Raw genomic sequence first — 22721 nt, 5'->3', positions numbered from 1 at the left:
CCATGCACGCCACCAAGAGAGCCCTCCTGATCGCCTGCGGCCTGGCCGCCGCCGCGCTGCCGCTGGCGGCCAGCGCACAGAACAATGCCTGGCCGACCAAGCCGATCCGCCTGCTCGTGGGTTTTCCGGGCGGCTCCACGCCCGACATCGCCGCGCGCACCATCGCTGAGCCGCTGGCCAAGGCGCTGGGCCAGCCCGTGGTGGTGGACAACAAGCCCGGCGCCTCCGGCAACATCGCCGCCGACATGGTGGCCAAGGCCACCGACGACCACACGCTGGGCATCGTCATCAACGGCAATCTCACCTCGTCGAAGATGCTGTATCCGCGGCTGCCCTACGACCCGGCCAAGGATTTCGCCTACCTCTCGCTGATTGCCACGGCCCCGCTGGTGCTGGTGGCGCAGAACAGCCTGCCTTCGGGCACCGCCTTCTTCGATGCGGCGCGCAAGGGCGGCGACAAGTGGAACTACGGTTCGGTGGGCGTGGGCTCGGTCGGGCACCTGGGCATGGAACTGCTCAAGAGCCGCGTGGCCGGCTTCAACGCCGAACACGTGCCCTACCAGGGCAACCCGCAGGTCGTGACCGCGATGCTCGGCGACCAGGTGCAGATGGCCCTCATCCCGCCGGGCGTGGCCATGCCACAGGTGCGCGCCGGCAAGCTCAAGGCCATCGGCCTCACGGGCGGCCGCAGCGCGCTGGTGCCCGAACTGCCGCCGCTCGCCGAAGCCGGCGTGCGCGACTTCAACCTCGAGGTGTGGGTGGCGCTGCTCGGCCCGGCCGACCTCTCGAAGACCGCGCAGGCGCGCATCAGCCGCGAGATCGAGGTCATCATGAAGCAGCCCGAAGTGCGCCGGAAGCTCTTCGAGCAAGGCTGGCAGGCGGTGGGCACCTCGCCCGACGGCATGCGCCTGCGCGTGAAGGAAGAAGCCGCGATCATGACGCGCATCATCTCGGCCCGCGGCATCAAGATCCAGTGATGGCCGCCGTCCAGCACAAGAAGAAGACCCTGGCCGAACCGGCGCGCGAGCTGCCGGTGTTCGGCGAATACGACGTGGTGGTGGTCGGCGGCGGCCCCGCCGGCATTGCCGCCGCCGTGAGCGCGGCGCGCCATGGCGCGAACACGCTGCTGGTGGAGCGCTACGGCTTCCTCGGCGGCATGGGCACCGCGGGCGGCGTGACCAACTTCGCGGGCCTCTACGGCAAGCGCAACGGCGAGATGACGCTGCTGGTGCGCGGCGTGGCCGACGACCTGCTCGCGCGCATCGATGCGCTGGGCGGCCTCAACACGCCGCAGGACGGCATGCAGGGCCGCATCCGCGTGCGCTCCTACGACACCTCGGCCTACAAGATCGCGGCCGACCAGCTGCTGCTCGATGCAGGCGTGAACCTGCTGTTCCACGCCTGGGCCGCCGCGGTGGTGCGCGAGGGCGACCGCATCGCGGCGCTGGTGGTCGAGACCAAGTCGGGCCGGCAGGCTATCCGCGCCAATGCCTTCGTCGATGCCAGCGGCGACGCCGACGTGGCGGCTTTTGCGGGCGTGCCCTTCGAAGTGGGCGACGGCCATGGCAGCGGCCTGTTCCCGACCACGATGTTCCGCGTCGGGCAGGTGGATGCGCAGCCCGCGCTCGCGGCCGTCGGCGAATTCAAGGCCATCAACGACCTGATGGCACGGGTGCAGGCGCAGAAGCCGGGTGCCTACAAGTTTCCGCGCGAAGGCGCGATCCTGCGGCCCAACATCGATCCACGCGAATGGCGCGCCAACGTCACGCAGATCCGCAACGCGGCCGGCCGCGCGATGAACGGCGTCGATGCGCGCGAACTCACCGAAGGCGAACTCGAAGGCCGGCGCCAGATTGCCGAGTACTTCAGGTTCATGAAGGCCGAGGTGCCGGGCTTCGCGCGCTCGGCCATCGTCGAGATCGCGCCGCAGGTCGGCATCCGCGAAACGCGGCGCATCGAGGGCCTCTATGCGCTCACGGGCGAGGACATCCTGTCTTCGGCCAGCTTCGAGGACAGCATCGGCATCAACGCCTGGCCCATGGAGATGCATGCCGACGGCCGCATCGAGTGGGCCTTTCCGCGCGACGAGAGCCGCACCTACAACCAGCTGCCCTGGCGCATGCTGGTGCCGCGCACGGTCGACAACCTGCTGGTGGCCGGCCGCTGCGCCGCCATGACGCACGAAGGCCAGTCGGCCGCGCGCGCGAGCGGCGGCTGCTTCGTGATGGGGCAGGCGGCGGGTACGGCGGCGGCTTCGCTGGGCGGCCGTGCGAAATTCGCGGATGTCGATGTGCCTGCGCTTCAGAAGAAACTGGCCGCCGACGGCGCCGATCTCGATCGCTGAGCCGCTGGCGAGGCACTGACCGCCCCGCGACAGCCCGCGGGCGCAGCCTTTGCTATGGTCGAGGGTTGCTTCCTTCGCATTGAACGCCCCGATGACCACCGATCCCGCCACCGCCGCCCGCCTTGTCGCCGAACTCGTCGCGCTCATGCAGCTCGAGCCGCTCGGGGGCGACCGGTTCCTGGCCCAGAGCGAAGACATCGGCACGCCCGCCGTGTTCGGCGGCCAGGTGCTCGGCCAGTCGCTCGCGGCCGCGAGCCTCACGGTCGGTGCCGACCGGCCGGTGCATTCGATGCACGCCTACTTCCTGCTGCCGGGCGAGCATGCGCCCATCGAATACAGCGTGGACCGCGTGCGCGACGGCCGCAGCTTCACCACGCGGCACGTGGTGGCGCGCCAGCAGGAGCGCATCATCTTCGAGATGTCGGCCTCGTTCCAGACGGTGGACGACGGCGTCGAGCACCAGTTCGCCATGCCCGCCGCCGCTGGCCCCGAGGGCCTCGCGAGCGAACTCGACCAGCGCCTCGCGCTCGGCGAGCGCCTGCCCGAACGCTGGCGCATCAAGGGCCTGGAGCCGCACGGCATCGAATACCGCGGCGTCGAGGCCGACGACCTGCTGGCGCCGGCGGTGCGATCCTCCGAAAGCGCCATCTGGATGCGCGCCATCGCGCCGCTGCCGGACGACCCGGTGGTGCACCGCGCGCTGCTGGCCTATGCCTCCGACCACGGCCTGCTGCGCGCCGCGATGCTGCCGCACGGCCTGAGCTTCATGAGTGGCCAGGTGCGCCCCGCGAGCCTCGACCACGCGATGTGGTTCCACCGCGATTTCCGCATGGACGACTGGCTGCTCTACGTGCTCGATTCGCCGAGCGCCAGCGGCGCGCGCGGCCTGTGTCGCGGCAGCCTGTTCACGCGCGATGGGCGGCTGGTGGCGTCCACGGCGCAAGAGGGAATGCTGCGGGTCAAGCGCTGATAGGTTGCTTGGGTGCTCCTGTTTCCGGGTGCTGCTGTTCGGGGCGGCGCACCCGCCGGCGGGGTACGCGGCGAAGCGAATGTCCCCCGGGGCTGCGCCCCTCCTCCTTTATTTCGCTGCGCAAGGCACCCCGTCGGCGGGTGCGTTGCAAAGAGCGGTCGTTGATCAGCGAGACACCACGAGCGTGCCCAGTGCACAGGGCATCGGGTGCTCCCCGCAGCGAAATAAAGGAGGAGGGCGAAGCCCGGGGGACATTCGCGGAGGGGAGTACCCGGTGGCCTGTGCACGCGCCCCCGAAACAAAAGCCCTGAACAAGAACCAGCCTGTACATACGCCCAGAATCCTTGGCTAAATACGTCCCTCACAAAAAATGAACCAAGGACCCGGCATGTCTTCCGAAGCACCAAAAAAAGTAGCCATAGTCACCGCAGGCGGTAGCGGCATGGGTGCCGCCGCGGCGCGCAAGCTCGCCGACGACGGCTTTCGTGTCGCCATCCTCTCCTCATCGGGGAAGGGCGAGGCGCTCGCCGCCGAACTCGGCGGCATCGGCGTGACCGGTTCCAACCAGTCGAACGACGACCTGAAGCGGCTGGTCGACAAGGTCACTGAAGAATGGGGCCGCGTCGACGTGCTCGTCAACAGCGCGGGCCATGGTCCGCGCGCGCCGATCCTCGACATTACGGACGAAGACTGGCACCGCGGCATGGACGTCTACCTGCTGAGCGCGGTGCGCCCCGCGCGGCTCGTGGCGCCGCTCATGGTCAAGCAGGGCGGCGGCGCGATCATCAACATCTCGACCTTCGCCGCGTTCGAGCCCGACCCCGTGTTCCCGACCTCCGGCGTGTTCCGCGCCGGCCTCGCCGCCTTCACCAAGCTCTTCGCCGACAAGTACGCGGCGCACAACGTGCGCATGAACAACGTGCTGCCCGGCTTCATCGACAGCCTGCCCGAGAAGGCCGAGTTTCGCTCGCGCATTCCGATGGGCCGCTACGGCAAGAGCAGCGAGATCGCGGCCGTGATCGGTTTTCTCGCGTCTGAGGGCGCAGGCTACATCACGGGGCAGAACCTGCGCGTGGACGGCGGCATCACGCGCTCGGTGTGAAGCCCTGAGCGCGGGGGAGGGCCGGCAGCCGCTCCTTCCTACAATCGAGGACATCTGCCCGTGAGGCGCGGCGCGGCCTTTCTTGTCGCCGCGTGCGGGCCACTCCTCATCCATGTCTTCCCCACACAGCCGCCTGCGCACCGAGTGGTGCCCGAGCATCCCGCGCGAGCTCATGGCCGGCGCCGTCGCCACCTTCGCGCTCATCCCCGAGGTCATCGCCTTTTCGTTCGTGGCCGGTGTCGATCCGGCAGTCGGGCTGTTCGCTTCCTTCGTGATCGGCATCGTCATTGCCTTCGCCGGCGGCCGGCCCGCCATGGTGTCGGCCGCAGCCGGCTCGGTGGCTCTCGTGGCCGCGCCGCTGGTGCATGCGCACGGGCTGCAGTACCTGCTGGCGGCCGGCGTGCTCGCGGGGGCGATGCAGATCGTGTTCGGGCTGCTGCGGCTCGGCGTGCTGATGCGCTTCGTCTCGACCTCGGTGCGCACGGGTTTCGTCAATGCGCTCGCGATCCTGATCTTCGCGGCGCAGATGCCGCATTTCATTGGCGCCAACACCGCGACCTGGGCCATGGTGGGCCTGGGTCTGGCCATCATCTACCTGCTGCCGCGCATCACCACGGCCGTGCCGTCGCCGCTGGTGTGCATCGTGGTGGTGACGCTGGTCGGGCAGTGGCTGGGCCTGCCGCTCAAGACCGTGGCCGACCTCGGGCACCTGCCCGATGCGCTGCCCGCATTCGCCTTCCCCTCGGTGCCGCCCACGCTCGACACCCTGCGCATCATTGCGCTCCCCGCCTTCGCCATCGCGATGGTCGGCCTGCTCGAATCGATGATGACCGCCAGCGTGGTGGATGACCTCACCGACACGCCGAGCTCCAAGAACCGCGAATGCAGCGGCCTGGGCGTGGCCAACGTGGTGGCCAGTTTCTTCGGCGGCATCGCGGGCTGCGGAATGATCGGCCAGACCGTCAGCAACGTGCGCTACGGCGGCCGCGGGCGCCTGTCGACGCTGTTCGCGGGCGCCTTCCTGCTGATCCTCATGGTGCTGCTCAAGCCCTGGGTGTCGCAGGTGCCGGTGGCGGCGCTGGTGGCGATCATGGTGATGGTCTCGGCCTCGACCTTCGACTGGGGTTCGCTGCGCGCGCTCGTGCGCCATCCGCGCATGTCCAGCGCGGTGATGCTCGCGACGGTGGCCGTCACCGTCGCCACCGACAACCTGGCCGCGGGCGTGGCCACCGGCGTGATGCTCAGCGGCGTGTTCTTCACCTTCAAGGTCGCGCGGCTGCTGCACGTGCATGCCGAAGCCGGCGATGGCGGCACGCGCGTCTACCGCGTCACGGGCCAGGTGTTCTTCGCCTCGGCCGACATGCTGGTGGACGCCTTCGACGTGCGCGAGATCGACGGCGCGCCGGTGCACATCGACGTGTCGCAGGCCCATTTCTGGGACGTGACCGCGGTGGCCGCGCTCAACAAGGTGGTCGAGCGGCTGCGCAAGCACGGCAGCGTGGTGGAGGTTGCCGGGCTCAACCAGGCCAGCCGCGACCTGATCGTGCAGCTGGACGCAGCGCCCTAGGTGGTTTTCCTCATGAGCCGGCGCTGCCTCGGCTCTAGCCTTTGCAGTTCCGTCGGGTGGCCGATGGACGACTGGAAAGGCTTCCATGAAGATTCCCGACCCGGCGCAGGAGAACATGCGCCGCACCATCGCGTCCTACGAAGCGTCCGCCCGCGACTACAACGCGATCGTGGCGGGCCATCGGCCGCCTGAAATCGAGGATGCGCTGCGCCGGATGATGCAGCTCGTGCCGGCAGGCGGCAGCGTGCTCGAGATCGGTTCCGGATCGGGGCAGGACGCTGACTTCGTCGAGGCCCTGGGCGGGGCCGTCAGGCGCACCGATGCGGTCCAGGCCTTTCTCGACCTGCAGGCGGAGCGCGGCAAGAAGGGCGAACTGCTCAACGTCGTCACGGATGCGCTGGGCGGGCCCTACAGCGCGATCGTCGCGATGTGCGTGCTGATCCATGTCGACCGCGCGCAGATCGCGCCGGTCCTGCGCAAGGTGTTCGATGCGCTCGAGCCCGGCGGGGTCTTCCTCGCGGCGATGCGCATCGGCGAAGGCGAGACCAACGGCGACTACCAGACCGTGTACTGGGCGAAGGACCGCTTCGCCGAGCAGATCGAGGCGGCGGGCCTGCGCATGCACTGGGAGAGCCAGTGGATCGGCCGCGACAACGTGACGTGGGCCAACTTCCTGGCACGCCGTCCGCTGTAGCGAACCGGGATCTACACGCCCAGGTAGCGCGTCCAGAGCGAGCGGTCGGCGTCGAGCGCAGCCGAATCGCCCTGCCACACCACGCGCCCGCGTTCGAGGATCACGTGGCGGTCGGCCAGCGGCAGCAGGCGCTGCACGTACTTGTCGACCACCAGGATCGCCTCGCCCTCGGCCTTGAGTGTGGCGATGCAGTGCCAGATCTCCTCGCGGATCACCGGGGCCAGGCCCTCGGTGGCTTCGTCGAGGATCAGGAGGCGAGGATGCGTGGAAAGCGCCCGCGCAATAGCCAGCATCTGCTGCTCGCCGCCCGAGAGCTGGTTGCCCGCGTTGGCCTTGCGCTCCGCGAGGCGCGGGAACAGGCCGTACAGCGCCTCGACGGTCCAGCGCGGCGCGCTGCCCGGGCGCGGCCGCGCAAAGGCCCGCAGGTGTTCGTCCACGCTGAGGTTCGGAAACACATGGCGCCCCTCCGGCACGATGGCCACGCCGCCCCGTGCAATGGCGTCAGGCTTGTGGCCGCCGATGGCGGCGCCGCCGAAATGCACGCTGCCGCGCATCGGCGCCAGCGTGCCCGTCAGCACCTTCAGCAGCGTGCTCTTGCCCATGCCGTTGCGGCCCAGCAGCGCGAGCACTTCGCCCGCGCCGATGCGCAGGTCGATGCCGAACAGCACCTGGCTCGCGCCGTAGCCGGCCTCGATGGATTTCGCTTCGAGCAAGGCCTTGGTCGTTGTCGTCGTCGCGCTCATGCGTGTCCCTCTGCTTCCGTCCCGAGATACACCGCTTGCACATCGGGATGTCCGCGCACTTCATCGGCCGTGCCGCTCATCAGCACGCGGCCCTGCACCAGCACCGTGAGCCGGTCGGCCAGGCGGAACACCGCGTCCATGTCGTGCTCGATCAAGAGGATGGCCATCGATTCGCGCAGCGATTCGATCAGTTCCACCATGCGCGCCGATTCGTCGGGGCCCATGCCGGCCATCGGCTCGTCCAGCAGCAGCAGCTTGGGCTCGGCCGCAAGCGCCAGCGCCACGTCGAGCGCGCGCTGCGCGCCGTGCGGCAGCGTGCCCGCGATGCGCTGGCGTTCGCGGCCGAGGCCCACGCGGTCGGCCAGCGCCGCGGCGCGTTCCACCAGGCCGCGTTCCGTCGCGCGCGGCGCCATGAAGCGCAGGCTGCTGCCCGCATGGGCCTGCGCCGCGAGCATGAGGTTGTCGTGCACGCTTTCCTTGGCAAACACGCGCGTTACCTGGAAGCAGCGCGACATGCCGGCCGCCACGCGCTGGTGGTCCTTGAAGCCGGTGATGTCCTTCTCGTCGAGCAGGATGCGCCCGGCGTCGGCCTGGAGCAACCCGGTGATCAGGTTCACAAGCGTGGTCTTGCCCGCGCCGTTCGGCCCGATCAGTGCATGCACTTCACCGCGCTCCACGGTGAGGTTCACATGGTCGGTTGCGAGCAAGCCGCCGAAGCGCTTGACCAACCCTTCGATTCTGAAAAGGCTCATGGTGTCGTCTTACTCCCTCGCCCCTCCGGGGAGAGGGTTGGGGTGAGGGGCAAGCGGCGCTTGTACAGGGCAGCAAGCCCCTTCGGTGCCCACAGCGCAACAGCAATCAGCAACAACCCAAGCGGCATATGCCAATGCTCCGTGTGCTGCTTCAAGGCCTCTTCGAGCACCAGCCAGACCACGGCGCCGACAGGCCCGCCCCAGCTGCGCCCGAGCCCGCCGATCACCACCATCACCAGCAGCGTGGCCGACTGCGTCCAGTGCATCGTCGCCGGGCTCACGAAGCCATTGCCGCCGGCGAGCAGCGCGCCCGCCAGTCCCGCGATGGCACCGGCAATTGCAAAGGCCACGAGCTGCAGCTTGAACACCGGGTAGCCCAGCGCCCGCATGCGCGTCTCGTTGTCGCGGATGCCCATCAGCGCATGGCCGAAGCGCGATCGCGTCGCGCGGTGCAGCCACCAGAGCGCGAGCGCCACGATGGCCAGCACCACCCAGTAGAAATTCGATTCGTTGCCCAGGTCGAGGCCCGGCAGCAGCGTGGGCCGGCTCATCAGCGTGTAGCCGTCGTCGCCGCCATAGCGCCGCAGTGACACCACCACGAAGTACAGCATCTGCGCAAAGGCCAGCGTGGTCATGATGAAGTAGACACCTCGCGTGCGCAGCGCCACCGTGCCGATCAGCGCGGCGACGATGCCGGCGACGAACGCGGCCAGCGGCCACATCACCCATGCGGACATCACGCCTGCATCGCTGAGCGCCACCACCGTGTAGGCGCCCATGCCGATGAAGCCCGCATGCCCGAGCGCCACCATGCCGCCGAAGCCCAGGATGAAGTTGAGGCTGGCGGCAGCCAGCGCCACCACGAGCACGCGCCGCACGAAGCCGATGTAGAACTCGAGCCCGAACAGCGGCGCGACCAGCGGGAAGGCCGCGAGCAGCAGGAGGAGCAGCCCGAGGCCGAGAGAGCGAGAGGAAGGCTTCATGACCGGGCGGAGAAAAGGCCGGAGGGCCGGAAGATCAGGACGACCACCATCAGTGCGTACATCGCGACTTCGGCGAACAGCGGCCCCAGGTCGGCGGCGGTGGCGGGCGGCAGCGTGGCGCGCAGCAGCATCGGCACGAAAGCGCGTCCGACCGTGTCGACCACGCCCACCATCAGTGCGGCCACGAAAGCGCCGCGCACCGAACCGATGCCGCCGATCACCAGCACCACCAGCGCCGGGATCAGGATGGCTTCGCCCATGCCCACCTGCACCGCGACGATTGGCCCCATCAGCGCGCCGGCCAGCGCCGCCAGCGCCGCGCCGAGCAGGAACACGCCGTTGAAGATGCGGCCCACGCGCACGCCCATCAGCTCGGCCATCGGCCGGTCGGACGCGCCCGCGCGCACCCGCATGCCGATGCGCGTGTGGTTGACCAGCAGGTAGAGCGCGAGCGCCACCAGCAGGCCGCCGGCGAGGATCACGAGCCGGTAGGACGGGTAGGGCAGGCCGTCCACCAGCTCGATCGGCCCCGACAGGGCGGCCGGCGTCGGCGCCATCACCGGCGACGGACCCCAGGCCATCTTGACGATGTCGTCGGCCACGAGGATCACGCCGAAGGTAGCGAGCACCTGCGCGAGGTGGTCGCGCGTGTAGAGGCGGCGCATCAGCAGCACTTCGAGCAGCAGCGCCACCACCACCGTGACCGCCACCGCGATGACGATGGCCGCTGTGAACGAACCGGTGCGCGTGTGCGCCTCGGCCGCCACGTACGCGCCCGACATGAAGAGCGAGCCGTGCGCGAGGTTCAGCACGTCCATGATGCCGAACACCAGCGTGAGCCCCGCCGCCAGCAGGAACAGCATCAGCCCGTAGCCGAGGCCGTTGAGCAGCTGCTCGAGAACAAGAATTCCACTCATAGGATCCAATGAATTGCCCGCATTTCATTCGGGAAACACCGAGGAACCGGCTCCGCCGGGCCTCTGGTGTTGCCCCCGGTAGGGGGAGGGAGGAGCGACACGAAGTGCGCGCAGCCTTGGGGGCGAGCCTATTTCAGCGGGCACTTGTCTGCGTAGCTGTCGCCGTAGTTGGTCAGTACGGTATTGATCAGCTTGTTCGTGACCTTGCCCTGCGCATCCTTGCCGACCACGCGCAGGTAGAAGTTCTCGACCGGATAGTGGTTGTTCGCGTACTTGAAGCTGCCGCGCGTCGATGCGTAGTTGGCCTTCTTGAGCGCGGCCACCACGGCCTCGCGGTTCTGCGCGTTGCCGCCGGCCTGCTTCACGGCCGCGTCCATCGCGAGGATCGCGTCATAGGCCTGCGCCGCATACACCGACGGATAGCGGCCGTTGTATTCCTTGCGGAACGCGGCCACGAAGGCCTTGTTGGCGGCGTTGTCGAGGTCGTGCGCCCAGTGCGAGGTGTTGAAGAGACCCAGCATCGGCTCGCCCACCGCGCCGATCACGTCCTCGTCGGCCGAGAAGCCGCTGGTCACGAGCGTGATGTCCTTCGACAGGCCTGCGCCCACGAACTGCTTGATGAAGTTGATGCCCATCGCGCCGGGCAGGAAGAAGTAGATGGAGTCGGGCTTGGCCGCGCGCAGCTGCGCGAGTTCGGCGGCGTAGTCGATCTGGCCGAGCTTGGTGTAGAGCTCGTCGGCCACCTGGCCCTTGAACTGGCGCTTGAAGCCGCCGAGCGCGTCCTTGCCGGCCGGATAGTTGGGCGCGATCAGCACGGTCTTCTTGAAGCCGCGGTCCTGCGCGAACTTGCCGGCGGCCTCGTGGAACTGGTCGTTCTGGTAGGCAGTGCCGAAGAAATACGCATTGCACTGCGCACCCGCGAACTGGCTCGGGCCGGCATTGGCCGAGAGGTAGGGCACCTTGGCATTGAACAGCGTCGGGCCCACGGCCAGCGCCACGTTCGAGCCGATCGGGCCGCTGAAGAGGTCGATCTTGTCGCGCTGGATCATGCGGTCGACCAGCTGCTTGGCCTGGTCGGGGCTGCCGGCCATGTCGGCCTGCACGAACTCCACGTCCTGCCCGCCGAGCTTGCCGCCCAGCTGCTTGATGCCGAGCGCGAAGCCGTCGCGCGCCTCGGCGCCCAAGGCCGCGAACGGCCCCGAGATGTCGAGCGCCAGGCCCACCTTCACGGGCGCGGCCATGGCCGATGCCGCGCCACCAAGGGCCGCGCCGCAGAGCAGCAGCGAAAGCAGGGTGCGCGGCAGCAGCGCGGGCGACTTCGGGGATGGGTGGCTCATGGATTCTCCGGCAGAGGAAGGGTGAAACGGCGCCTCGGCGCCGCGCCATGCAGCACCGAAGATGTCGAACCGTTGATAGCTAAATACTTTAACCATAAACAATTCGGTGTCAACGGTACTAGCACGAATGGTGCCAATGGTTCGTGTCACTTCCTGGTGCGCGGGGCCCGTTTCGGTGGGCCTTTTCTCCGGCTTCAGCCGAAGGGATTGGCCGTTGCAAACCACAGGCCGATGCCCGTGGCGATGATGAATGCGCCGTCGGTCACGCCCGCCACCAGGAAGAACTTGGTCTGCAGCGTGTCGACCAGTTCGGGCTGGCGCGCGGTGCTTTCGAGAAACTTCTGGCCGACCAGCCCGATGCCCAGGCAGGAGCCGAGCGCTGCCACGCCGATGAGCAGGGCGACTGCGAGGGGAAGGATGTTGAAGCCGGTCATGGTGTTTTCTCCTGTGGTTGATCGATGGAGGTACTTTCCCAGAGCGGGTGCGTGCGGTCGATGACGTGGGAGGTCATGCCTGGTGCGAGAAGACCGGCTTCGCCGGGCTGCTTGTGTGAGGGCCGGGGCGCGATCACGCCGACGGGGTGCCCTGCTCCGCGAATGTCCCCCGCCTTCGGCTCCTCCTTGATTTCGCTGCGCAGGGCACCCCATCAGCGTGATTGTTATGCAGAGCGGTGATTGATCGGTCAGCACAAGAGCCGCGTCCACTGTGCACAGGGCATCGGGTGCTCCCCGCAGCGAAATCAAGGAGGAGGCCGCAGGCCGGGGGACATTCGCGGAGGGGAGTACCCGGTGGCCTGTGCATGCGCCCCGAATGCACCAAGCCATGCAGCGCCCCCCACAGGCATCTGCATGGACTTGGATAGACCGTGAATGGGCGCTAAGGCAGCTGAGTCCAGTTCTGGTTCGTTCCGCCGTTGCAGGTCCACGTGATCAGCGCCGTGTCCTGCGCCGTCGAGCCGTTGGGCACGTCGAGGCACGACCCCGAGGCGCGGTTGCGGAGGGTTCCTCCGACCAGGCTCCACTGCGCCGTGTTGCCCACCGTGCATGCCAGCTGCACCACCGGCGCGTTGGTCGCCGCGGTGCCGTTCTGCGCCAGGCACAGGCCGCTGTGCTCGGCCACCAGCTGCACATAGCCGCCCGTGATCGAAGTCACCGTGAACTTCTCGTTGCTCGCCGTGCCGCAGGGCCACTGCACCGCCACCGTGCCGCTTGCGGTCGCCCCGCCCTTGATGTTCACGCACATCGTCGGGTTGAGGTCCGAGCGCAGCCGCGTGACCACCGCCGGAGCCGTGTCCAGCGAGCGCACGTACTCGCGCAGCGCCACCACGTCCGTTGACGGCAGGCTCGATGCATTGCCGTGGCCGCTGTTCAGCACGTCCTGCAATGTCGCGGCCTGCCCGTTGTGGAAGAAGGCCGTGGTGTTCCAGGTGCCCGAGAGCGTCGGCGTGTCGAAGCCCAGGCCCGCGAGCGGCTGGTTGTGGCCCTTGCCCGACGAGAGCTGGATCGTGCCCACGTCGTGCCGCAGCCCATCGCGGAAGGTGCCGCCGGTGTGGCAGGTGGCGCACTGCGCGGTGTTGAACACCGTCTGGCCGCGCACCGCCTCCACGCTCAGGCTGCCATCGCTGGCACGCGCCGGGCTGCGCATGTACTTGTTCAGCGAACTCAGGTAGGCCGCGAGATCGTCGAGCTGCGCACTCTTGCCGGCCTTGGGCGTGCCCAAGGGGTCGGCTGTGGCGGCGAAATCCGCATTCGTCAGGAAGCCGGTGCCGCCGAACTCGTTGCGGATGTCATTCTCGAAGTCCTGCACCTCGTCGAAGTTGGCGGTCCAGTGCATCTTGCCGTGGCCCGCGCCGCGCCGGCCCATGAGGCTGATGGTGCGGCGCAAGCCTTCGCCGCGCTGCGTGAAGTCCCACACCATGCCGTCGTCGCCGCCGTCCGCATGGCAGCTCGCGCAGGAGATGTAGTTGTCCTTGCTCATGCGCCGGTCGGAGGCGTTGTAGAACACCTGCTTGCCGCGCAGTGCCGCGGCCGCCATCGGCTCCTGCGCCACCGTCGCCACGTTCTGCAGGAAGGTCGCCGCCGCCGATTCCGACGACAGCACCAGCGACACGTCGTGCACCGACACAGACCGCGCCAGGAAGTTGTTGACGAACAGCCGCTTGCGCGCCGCGTCCAGGTACAGGCCGTGCGGCGCGCTGCTCGCGTTGATCTCGCCGCGCACCGTCCGGCTGTACGGGTCGACGATGGCGACGCGGTTGCCTTCCATCTGCGCCACGAAGAGGTAGTCACCGGGCGGGGAGAACAGCGCCGCGCGTGCCGGGGCACGGTCGTCGAAGTCGATCTGCTCGTCGAACACTTCCGCGGCCGCCTGCAGGTCGACCTGCGAGAGGATGGAGCGCACGCTCTGGTCGTGCGTCAGGTCCACGCCGTCGCGGAAGCGGCCGCGCACGATGTTGTCCTTCTTCGAAGGCAGCACCGCGCGCCTGCCGTCGGGCGAGATCACCACCTGGCTCAGGTAGTTGGCCACGCCGCGCGCGCGGCTCTCGGTGTCCACCGTGGTGGTGTCCACCGGCAGCGCGATCGTGGGCATCGCGCTCATGCTCTGCAGGTTCACCTTGTGCAGCTGGCCGCCCGTCAGCTTCGACTTGAAGCGCGTGACGTAGGCCACCTGCGAATCGGAGTTCACCGCAATGCCGCGCAGGTTGCCTTCGAGGGCGACCGCGCCGGTGGTAGCGCCGCTGCCCGGGTCGAAACTCATCAGCACCGACTTGCTCTCCAGCGTCAGCAGGCCCTTCGCGCCGTCAGGCGTGAAGGCCACGCCGTACGGGCCGCTGCCGTAGGCCAGCGGCACGGTGGTCGAGAGGCTGCCGTCGGCCGCCCCGAGCGCCACCAGCTTGTCCTCGCCCTGCACAGCGACCCAGACGCGCCCATCGGGGCCCACGGCCAGCGTCTTCGGCTCGTCGCCCACGCGTACTTCCCAGCGCTTGGCCAGGGTCTGCGCGTCGATGGCGGCGACCGTGCCGCTGTCGGGGTTGACCGAGTAGACCGAATTCGCATCGCCCGCGATGTTGGTCGTGTGCGTGGGCGCCCGCGCCGTGACCGGGACGATCACCGTGAGGTTGTAGGTGTAGAAAGTCTCGCGGCCACTCGCGTCGCGCACCGTCAGCGTCACGGTGTAGTGCCCCGGCCGCGTGTAGGTGTAGGTGTAGCGCGGCTGGTTGGAGTAGGCCGTCTGCGTGCCGTCGCCGAAGTTCCAGCGGAACTGCGCGCCGCTGCTGCCGAGCGTGGCCGGGTCGAACACCAGCTGCCCGTTGACGATCTTCGGGCCGCCGCCGATGCCCGGGTCGCCGATGATCGCCTGCCCGCGCAGCGTGGCCACCTCGCCGTCGGTGAGCACGCGGCTGTACACGCGCACCTCCGCCAGCGTGCCCTTGAACAGATCGGTGTTGCCCTGGATCTGGCCCATGACCTGGAACTTGTTCGCGAGCCCCTTGGTGCCGGTGAGGCCCGTGGAGCTGGTCTTCACGCCGTCCACGTAGATGGCCTGCGCGCCCGATGCCGCGTCGCGCGTCATCACCACGTGGTGCCAGTTGCCGTCGTTCACGGCCGCCTGCGAGCGGGTGCCGGCATCGTTGCCGACCGACAGCTTGATGAAGCCGCTGCCATCGATCCAGCCCCAGAACACGTCGTCGGCGCCGCTGGCCTGGTCGCGCCCGAAAATGCCCGGCGCGGTCCATGGGTTCGCACTGCCGGCCTGCGTGGTCTTCATGTAGAAGCTCAGCGACGCGGTGCCGCCGAGCACGGTGGCGACGGTGTCGTTCTTCAGCGGCACACCGGCAGTGCGGTTGGCGAAGCTCATGCCGATGCTCTCGAACGCGTCGCCCGAGACCGGCGTGCCGTTGTTGCTGCCGATCTGGTCCGAGAGGTTGCCGGCCAGCGTCCAGTGGTGCATCAGGTTGATGTCGGTCGCATTGCCGGTGTTGAAGACCGACTTGAAATCGGCGCCGATGGCATTGCCCGCATAGTCCTTCACGCCGTTGGCCGGCAGGAACACTTCATAGCTGGTGCCGGGCGAAAGCGGCTGCTCGGGGTGGAAGTTGATGATGCCCAGCTGCACGCTGTAGGTGCCCGCCAGCGTGTTGCCGCCCACCGCGCGCACGATGAAGGTGTTGGCGTTCACGCTCTCGGGCCGGATGTTGTCCGTCATGCCCAGGCCGATGCGCGAGGTCAGCGCCTGCTGCTTGGCGCCGTTGGCGGGCGAGACCTGTGTAACTTCGGGCTTGGTGATGTCGGGGTCCACCGCATGCACGACGAAGCCGCTGCCCGAACCGTGGTCGTTGCCCACGAAGACAAGGTTGCCGAACATCGCGACCTGGCCGTTGTCCGAATGCGAGAAGTTCGGATCGTCCTCGCGCAGGATGCTGCCGCGGCCCACCTCCACGTGATTGAGCGGATTGCTCACGTCGACCTTGTGGATGCGCGTTTGCGCGCCCTGGATCACGTAGTTGTCCTGCGTGGCGCAGTACAGCTGTTCATCGATGACCAGCCGGTTGTCCTGGGGCACGAATCGCGAGCGGTCGCCCAGGTCGTAGCTGTACATCCTGGCGCCGCTGTTGCGCGCCGAGGTATGCAGGTTCCTGCCGTCGAAGCAGGTGGCGTAGTAGAACGGCGTGGTGCCCACGATGGAATCGAGCACCTTGGGGTTGAGCGGATCGGAAATATCCAGGCTCGCGAACCCGCCGTTGCTTTCCATCGCGGTCAGCACCATGTGGTTGCCCATGGTGAAGATCGGGCCGATCCGGAAGTTGCCGAGTTCGCCCGTGGGCACCGGATTGGGCTTGCCGGCGCCGCGGTTCGCAACCACGGCGTTCACCGGGTCCGTTGCGTCGACGATGAACATGCCGCGGCCCGCCGATGCCACGTACAGGTAGGGCGCCTGCCACCAGAGCTGCCAGGCGACGTTCTCGTAGTCGCCGGCGTTGACGCCGGGCAGCGCCAGTTTCTTCACCTGCTTGATGTCGTTGATGTCGGTGAAGTCCCAGAATTCGACGCCGGTGATGCTGGGCAGCACCACGTACGTCTTGCCGCCGATCTTCGCGGTGCCGAAGGAGTGCGTCTCGCGGAACTCCTTGGTGCGGCCCTCGGGTTCGTAGATCTTCTTGACCAGCTGGATCTGGCGCGGGTTCGACACGTCGTACAGCAGGAAACCGCCCGGGCCCAGGCCGCTGTCCGGCGCGAAGGAGGTCAGGAAGTAGCCGTTGATCATGATGCCCGCGTTCATGCCGTAGTCCTTGCGGCCTGGGTAGGTGGCGGGCACCTCGCGCGATTCGTAGGCACTGCTGTGCGCCGGGTCGAGCGGATGCGCGAGGCTCGTGATCATCGACACCGGCTTGAACAATTCCGCCGATGTGTAGGTGAGATTGCCCAGGCCCGGCCCCTGCAGCGGGAGCGGGTCGGCGACGGCTTCGGAAACCGCTGCCGCCATGTTGCCAAGGGTGGTCATCGGGCTGACCCCGGTGATGGCCGCATGCGTCAGCAATGTGACGAGCGGGGCCAGGAACGCCATCAGGAAATACCGGATCTTCATCGTCGCCTCCAGGTTGTTAGAAGTTCGCAGGGCAACCCATTTGCTCGATCCCTCTCCAGTGCGCGCGCAGGACGCACCCCGGCAGGCGACGGGTGCATCGCCTGCCGTGCTGACTTTTTTTGCTACTTGCGCCGGCGCTTCTTCTTTGCCTTAGTTCGCGCCGCCCGATTCGTAGAGGGCCCAAGCCGCCTCGGCGCTGGCGCCGCGGTGGATCATGGCCATCAGCGCACTCACCACCGCGGAAGGGTTGGCGTGCTGGTAGACATTGCGTCCGTACACCATGCCGACGGCACCCTGGTCCAGCAGCGCGCGAGAGCGCGCGAACACCTGCTGCAGGTCTTCGCGCCCGCCGCCGCGCACGAGCACGGGGCAGCGCGCCGCCTGCACCACGCGGTGAAAGTCCTTCGGGTCGCTGGTCGGGTCGGCCTTGACGATGTCGGCGCCCATCTCGCGCGCCAGGCGCACCAGCGTGACGATTTTTTCGGCGTCGCCGTCGACCTGGTAGCGGCTACCGGGCGTGGGCGACTGCATCACCAGCGGCTCGATCATCAGCGGCATGCCGTAGCGGTCGCAGTCGGCGCGCACGCGGGCGATGTTCTGCACGCACTGGCGGAACAGGTCGGGCTCATTGGGCAGCATGAAGAGGTTGACCACCACGCAGGCCGCGTCGCGCTGCACCGCCGGCAGCACCGGATCGTGCTCGTTCTGCAGCTGGGCCCACATCACGCGGTGCAGCGTGGCGTTGTAGGGATTGCCCATGTCGATGCGCATCACCAGCGCGGGCTTGTTGCGGCCGGGGCGGTCCTGCAGCAGGTCGGACTGGCCGTAGTTGAGCTGGATCGCGTCGGGGCCGGCGGCCAGGAGCTTGTCCATGACCTGGGGCATGTCTTCCAGGCCGTCGAGGAAGGAAGGCTCGTTGCAGACGCCGTGGTCCAGCGCGATGTCCAGGCAGCGGCCGTTGGTGAGCAAGCGGTTGAGCCGCGCTGTCTTGTCTTTCGACATGGAAAGAACTCCTTGTTGGGGATCGGAAAAATGAAGGGAAGCTCAGGCGAGGGCGCCCAGGTGGCGCCTTGCCGCCGCGTCGATCAGCCGCAGCGCGTCGTCGCCCAGTTCGACCGCACCGGCGCCGGCGTTCTCGATGGCCTGCTGGCGCACGCGGGCGCCGCACAGCGCGACAGCCACGGTGCCGCGCGCGACGGTCCACGCGATCATCATCTGGCCGAAGGAACAGCCCAGCTGTTCGCGCAGCGGATCGAGCTCCTCGAAGAAGGCCTTGAGCCCGGCGCGGTTGGCTTCGCTGAAGCGCGGGTTGCTCGCGCGCTGGTCGTCGCCCTTGAACTCGCGTGCCGGATCAATAGGCCCCGCGAGCAGCCCGAGCGCCAGCGACGAATAGCCCAGCACCGCCACGCCGTGCTCGCTGCACAGGGGCGCGAGCGTCTGCTCGATCTCGCGGTCGATCAGGCTGTAGCGCTCCTGCGCCGCATCGACCGGGCCGTGGCGAAGGTATTCGGCCAGCGTCTCGGGGCTCACGTTGCTCACGCCGATGGCGCGGATCTTTCCCTGCTTCTTGAGTGCGAGCAGCGCGTCCATGGTCTCGGCCACGGGAGTCGTGCTGTCCTGCCAGTGCGTGATGTAGAGGTCGATGTAGTCGGTCTGCAGGCGCTTGAGGCTCTCTTCGCATTCATGGAAGATCGATTCGCGGCCGAGGTAGCGGTACACGGGGTGTCCGTCTTCCTCGAAGAAGTGCGTGCCCTTTTGCGTGTGCCACACCAGGCCGCACTTGGTGGCGATCACGGCCTCGTGGCGGCGCCCCTTGAGCGCGGTGCCCACGATGCTCTCGGAGCGCCCCAGGCCGTAGGCCGGCGCGGTGTCGATCAGGTTCACGCCCGCGTCCAGCGAGGCCTGGATCGCCACCACCGCGGCCGCGTTGTCGCCGCCGCCCCACATCCATCCGCCCATCGCCCAGGTGCCCAGGCCAATGGCCGAGCATTCGATGCCCGAGGGGCCCAGGGTTGTCTTCTTCATCATCGCGTTGTCTTTCTCGTGTTCAGGAGGTGGTCGATGGTCACGGCCGCGAGCAGGATCAGGCCCTTGATCACGTCCTGCCAGTAGGGCGAGACGTCGAGCAGGATCAGCGAGCTGGTCACCACCGACAGCAGCGCGAGGCCCAGCACCGCGCCCAGCACCGTGCCGGAGCCGCCCTTGAGGCTCGCGCCGCCGATCACCGCGGCGGCAATCACGTTGAGCTCCATGCCCACGCCGAAGGTGGGCGTGGCGGCGCCGAAGCGGGCCGTGTAGATCACGCCGGCCAGGCCCGCCGATGCGGAGCACAGCACCGTGACCCAGAACTTCACGCGCCCCACGCGGATGCCCGAGTACAGCGCGGCCTTCTCGTTGCTGCCGGTGTAGAACACGCGCCGCAGCAGGGTCGAGCGGCGCAGCACGAAGTCGCTCACGACGACGATCGCCACGAAGATCAGGATGACGGCGGGAATGCCGAACAGCGTGCCCTGCCCGATGAACTTGAACTCGGCCGGCAGCGAGAACAGCGACTGCGGCGTGCCCTGCGTGAGCGCCAGGCACAGGCCGCGCACGATCACCATGAAGGCCAGCGAGGCGATGAAATGGTTCAAGCCGATGCGCGTGACGCAGCCGCCGATCATGGCGCCGATGAGCCCGCTCGCGCCGATGGCCACCAGGCTCGCGATCCATGGGTCCACGCCCATCAGGAACAGCTTGCCCGTGACCACCATCGCGAAGCACACCACCGAGCCCACCGACAGGTCGATGCCGCCGACGATCAGCAGGATCGTCATGCCCACCACCACGATGCCTTCGATCGAGAAGGACAACAGCATGGCGCGCACGTTGTCCCAGGTGAGGAAGTAGGGCGACGCGAAGCTCATCGCCACGCACATCACCGCAATGATCAGCAGCAGGCCCATCTCGCGCATGCTCGTGAGCTTGTTGGCGGGCTTCACGGGGCCGCCTCCCGATGGGCGCGGTGCAAGGCCCGCATCGAGTTGTGCCGGGTAGTTCATGCCATCTCCTGTTCGCAGAGTCCGGAGGCGAGCCGCAGCAGGGCTTCCTCCGTCATTTCGTTGGAATTCAATTCGCCGGCCAGCCGGCCGTCGCGGATCACCAGTGCCCGGTCGCACAGGCCGATGATCTCGGGCAGCTCCGAAGAGATCACGATCACGCCCACGCCCTGGTTCGCGAGCTCGCGCAGGATGTGGTGGATCTCCGACTTGGCGCCCACGTCCACGCCGCGCGTGGGCTCGTCCATCAGCAGCACCGACGGGTTGGTGGCCAGCAGCTTGGCGATCGCCACCTTCTGCTGGTTGCCGCCCGACAGGCTGGACACCTCGATGGCCACGCCGTCCGACTTGAGCTTGAGCCTGGCGCCCAGCTCGCGGGCCAGGCGGTGTTCGGCCGAACGCTGCAGCAGGCCCCAGCCGGAGCTCACGCGCCGCAGCGCCATCGACGAGATGTTCTGCGCGATCGGCAGGTCCAGGTACACCCCCGCCGCCTTGCGGTCTTCGCTGAGATAGGCGATGCCTTCGCGCAGCGCATCGCTGTACTTGCGGATCGCGAGCGCCTTGCCGTGCAGGCACAGCGTGCCGCGCGTGGCCGGGCGCAGGCCGCAGAGGGTCTCGGCCAGCTCGCTGCGGCCGGCACCCATGAGCCCGGCAATGCCGAGGATCTCGCCGCGCTGGAGCGCAAACGAGATGCCGTGCACGCGCTCGCCGTCGGCGATGTCCACCGCCTCGAGCACAGGCTCGGACGATTCGGTGGTCTCTTGCTTGGGCGGGTAATAGTTGCCGAGGTCGCGCCCCACCATGCGGCGCACCAGCTCGTCCGCGCTCAGGCCGGCCAGCGGGCCGCTGTGCACGTTGCGCCCGTCGCGCAGCACGGTGACGCGGTCGCAGTGCGTGAATATTTCAGCCATGCGGTGGCTGATGTAGATGATGCCGATGCCCTGCGCCTTCAGGTCGTGCAGCACGCGAAAAAGCGCGGCCGACTCGTTGTCGGTCAGCGCGGCCGTGGGCTCGTCGAGGATCAGCACCTTGCAGTCCAGCGTGAGCGCCTTGGCAATCTCCACCAGCTGCTGGCTCGAAATGCTCAGCTCGCGCACGGGCGCGGCGGGATCGATGTCCTGCCCGAGCCGCGCCAGCACCTTGGCGGCGCGCGCGTTCAGGCTGGCGTAGTTCATCCAGGCCTGCCGGCCGGCGTTGATCTCCGGCATGAAGATGTTCTCGGCCACCGTGGCGTCGGCGCACAGCGCGATCTCCTGGTGCACCAGGCCGATGCCCAGGCGCATCGCATGCGCCGGGCCGTCGATCACTGCCTTCTCGCCGTTGAGCAGGATGTCGCCTTCGTCGGGGCGGTGGATGCCGTCGATGATGTTCATCAGCGTCGACTTGCCCGCGCCGTTCTCGCCGCACAGGGCGTGGATCTCGCCCGCCTGCAGCGAGAAGTCCACGCCCGAGAGCGCGCGCGAAGCGCCGAAGCGCTTGCTGATGCCGCGCAACTCGAGCAATGAAGAAGAGCCCACAGCGCTCACTCGCCGATTCCCTTGGTGCCGCGGCGCGCGAGGTACTTGTCCCAGTAGAAGTCGTCGGCGTTGGCCTTGCTGACCACCGACAGGCCGTTGTCCAGGAACGGCACCGACATCGGATTGGTGCCGTTGCGCTTGGCGTCGTTCATCGGATCGATGAGGGAGGGGTTCTTGGCCAGGAACAGCATCATCATGCCCATGTAGCCCTGCATGCCCTGGTTGGGGTTGATGGCGCCGAACACGTCGCCGGCCTTGATCATGTCGAGGATCTTGGCGTTCACGTCGCAGCACATCACGCGGATGTTCTTCTTCGATTCGATCTTGGCCTGCGCGGCACCCAGGGCCGAGTTGGCTTCGGGCATGAACAGCGCACCCAGGTTCGGGTTGGCCTGCGCCAGGCTCAGCACCGCCTGGTAGGCCTTGCTCGGGTCCTGGTTGCTGGCGGCGCGGCCGACCAGCTTCATGCCCGTGTGCTTGGTCTTCATGCGGTTGATGAAGGCCGCGATGCGGCGGTCGTGGTTGTCCTGGCCGGGGTTCTCGAGCACCGCATATTCGCCCTTGCCGCCCAGCGCCGCGGCAATCGCGTCGGCCGCCTGCGTGCCTTCGCGGTCGTTGTCCGACGTGACGAAGGAGGCGCGCTTGGAGTTGGGCGAGTCGGCCGCGAAGGTCACCACCGGGATGCCCATGGCCACCGCCCGGTTGATCGGCTCGATGAACGGATCGGGGTTCATCGGATGCAGCAGGATGCCTGCGGGCTTGCGCGCCAGCTCCTGCTCGAACGAGGCCAGCTGCTTGTTGACGTCGTACTCCGGCGTGCCGGTGTAGCGCGTGCGCACGCCCAGCGTGCGGCCGAGCTGCTTCATCATTTCGTAGACCGGAAACCAGTACTCGACGCCCGACACCATCACGTTCATCACGTAGACGTCGCTGGCGTTGCCGCGCAAACCGGTGGCGGCGGTGGGTGCGGACTGCGCAAATGCGCTGGTGCCGGCCAAGCCGATACCGGCGGCCGCAGCGGACTTCAGGAAATTTCGCCTCATCTTGTGTCTCCTCGCGTTGACTGGCAGAGCTTGCGACCTGCCTTGGGAGAGCAGATCTTTGGGACCTCATTGTCACGACAGTTGTTATGACAGGTAGAATGTAATCGCGGGTTGTTTGCCGCGATAAC

The 22721-nt window shown here is 67.9% G+C and carries 18 protein-coding genes; 6 read left to right on the top strand and 12 right to left on the bottom strand.

The window, feature by feature from the left end; all coding sequences use genetic code 11:
- Positions 1 to 2: 2 nt before the first annotated feature.
- From L1081_RS18410 to L1081_RS18385, 6 genes are all read left to right on the top strand, one after another.
- Positions 3 to 977, top strand: coding sequence for a tripartite tricarboxylate transporter substrate-binding protein (locus tag L1081_RS18410; RefSeq protein ID WP_489413464.1), 975 nt, complete (start codon positions 3 to 5; stop codon positions 975 to 977).
- Entirely contained in the window at positions 977 to 2344 is a 1368-nt protein-coding gene (locus L1081_RS18405; protein ID WP_489413463.1) for an FAD-dependent oxidoreductase, read from the top strand. Before L1081_RS18410 ends, L1081_RS18405 begins: the two co-directional genes overlap by 1 nt.
- A 91-nt stretch (positions 2345 to 2435) precedes the next feature.
- Positions 2436 to 3314, top strand: a complete 879-nt coding sequence (locus L1081_RS18400) for an acyl-CoA thioesterase domain-containing protein (RefSeq protein WP_489413462.1) — start codon at positions 2436 to 2438, stop codon at positions 3312 to 3314.
- 388 nt (positions 3315 to 3702) lie between these two features.
- Complete coding sequence (locus L1081_RS18395) at positions 3703 to 4416, top strand: SDR family oxidoreductase (protein WP_489413461.1); 714 nt, start codon at positions 3703 to 3705, stop codon at positions 4414 to 4416.
- Between the two features lie 112 nt (positions 4417 to 4528).
- Complete coding sequence (locus L1081_RS18390; RefSeq protein ID WP_489413460.1) at positions 4529 to 5983, top strand: SulP family inorganic anion transporter; 1455 nt, start codon at positions 4529 to 4531, stop codon at positions 5981 to 5983.
- Positions 5984 to 6068: 85 nt separating this feature from the next.
- Entirely contained in the window at positions 6069 to 6677 is a 609-nt protein-coding gene (locus L1081_RS18385; RefSeq protein ID WP_489413459.1) for a methyltransferase, read from the top strand.
- Positions 6678 to 6688: 11 nt separating this feature from the next.
- Here the strand turns inward: L1081_RS18385 and L1081_RS18380 are convergent, their stop codons facing one another.
- The 12 genes from L1081_RS18380 to L1081_RS18325 form a co-directional block, all read right to left on the bottom strand.
- On the bottom strand, positions 6689 to 7420 hold the full coding sequence (locus tag L1081_RS18380) for an ATP-binding cassette domain-containing protein (RefSeq protein ID WP_489413458.1): 732 nt from the start codon (positions 7418 to 7420) through the stop codon (positions 6689 to 6691).
- Positions 7417 to 8172: an ATP-binding cassette domain-containing protein gene (locus L1081_RS18375; protein WP_489413457.1), complete on the bottom strand. Its 756-nt coding sequence runs from the start codon at positions 8170 to 8172 to the stop codon at positions 7417 to 7419. The genes L1081_RS18380 and L1081_RS18375 overlap by 4 nt, the downstream gene beginning before the upstream one ends.
- Complete coding sequence (locus L1081_RS18370) at positions 8169 to 9155, bottom strand: ABC transporter permease subunit (protein WP_489413456.1); 987 nt, start codon at positions 9153 to 9155, stop codon at positions 8169 to 8171. Before L1081_RS18370 ends, L1081_RS18375 begins: the two co-directional genes overlap by 4 nt.
- Positions 9152 to 10072 carry a branched-chain amino acid ABC transporter permease gene (locus tag L1081_RS18365; RefSeq protein ID WP_278880557.1) on the bottom strand — a complete coding sequence of 307 codons (921 nt, stop codon included), beginning with the start codon at positions 10070 to 10072 and terminating at the stop codon, positions 9152 to 9154. The genes L1081_RS18370 and L1081_RS18365 overlap by 4 nt, the downstream gene beginning before the upstream one ends.
- 128 nt (positions 10073 to 10200) lie before the next feature.
- Positions 10201 to 11409 carry an ABC transporter substrate-binding protein gene (locus tag L1081_RS18360; protein ID WP_489413455.1) on the bottom strand — a complete coding sequence of 403 codons (1209 nt, stop codon included), beginning with the start codon at positions 11407 to 11409 and terminating at the stop codon, positions 10201 to 10203.
- Between the two features lie 194 nt (positions 11410 to 11603).
- Positions 11604 to 11843 (bottom strand): F0F1 ATP synthase subunit C, encoded by a 240-nt coding sequence (gene atpE, locus L1081_RS18355; RefSeq protein WP_012745530.1) that lies wholly within the window; start codon positions 11841 to 11843, stop codon positions 11604 to 11606.
- A gap of 442 nt (positions 11844 to 12285) precedes the next feature.
- A complete protein-coding gene (locus L1081_RS18350; RefSeq protein ID WP_489413454.1) occupies positions 12286 to 16995 on the bottom strand; it encodes a ricin-type beta-trefoil lectin domain protein in 4710 nt (1569 codons plus the stop codon).
- Positions 16996 to 17145: 150 nt separating this feature from the next.
- Complete coding sequence (locus tag L1081_RS18345) at positions 17146 to 17997, bottom strand: class I fructose-bisphosphate aldolase (RefSeq protein ID WP_489413453.1); 852 nt, start codon at positions 17995 to 17997, stop codon at positions 17146 to 17148.
- A gap of 42 nt (positions 17998 to 18039) precedes the next feature.
- Positions 18040 to 19020: an aldo/keto reductase gene (locus L1081_RS18340; RefSeq protein WP_489416814.1), complete on the bottom strand. Its 981-nt coding sequence runs from the start codon at positions 19018 to 19020 to the stop codon at positions 18040 to 18042.
- Positions 19020 to 20036 carry an ABC transporter permease subunit gene (locus L1081_RS18335; protein WP_489413452.1) on the bottom strand — a complete coding sequence of 339 codons (1017 nt, stop codon included), beginning with the start codon at positions 20034 to 20036 and terminating at the stop codon, positions 19020 to 19022. Before L1081_RS18335 ends, L1081_RS18340 begins: the two co-directional genes overlap by 1 nt.
- Positions 20033 to 21559, bottom strand: a complete 1527-nt coding sequence (locus L1081_RS18330) for an ATP-binding cassette domain-containing protein (protein WP_489413451.1) — start codon at positions 21557 to 21559, stop codon at positions 20033 to 20035. Before L1081_RS18330 ends, L1081_RS18335 begins: the two co-directional genes overlap by 4 nt.
- A complete protein-coding gene (locus tag L1081_RS18325; RefSeq protein WP_489413450.1) occupies positions 21556 to 22593 on the bottom strand; it encodes a substrate-binding domain-containing protein in 1038 nt (345 codons plus the stop codon). The genes L1081_RS18330 and L1081_RS18325 overlap by 4 nt, the downstream gene beginning before the upstream one ends.
- Positions 22594 to 22721 lie beyond the last annotated feature (128 nt).

Origin of the sequence: Variovorax sp. MSC1_012, assembly GCF_023667525.1 — a bacterium.
Classification (GTDB): Bacteria; Pseudomonadota; Gammaproteobacteria; order Burkholderiales; family Burkholderiaceae_C; genus Variovorax; species Variovorax beijingensis_B.
Note: the sequence above shows the minus strand (reverse complement) of the source record. Positions and strands in the feature narration are given on the sequence as shown.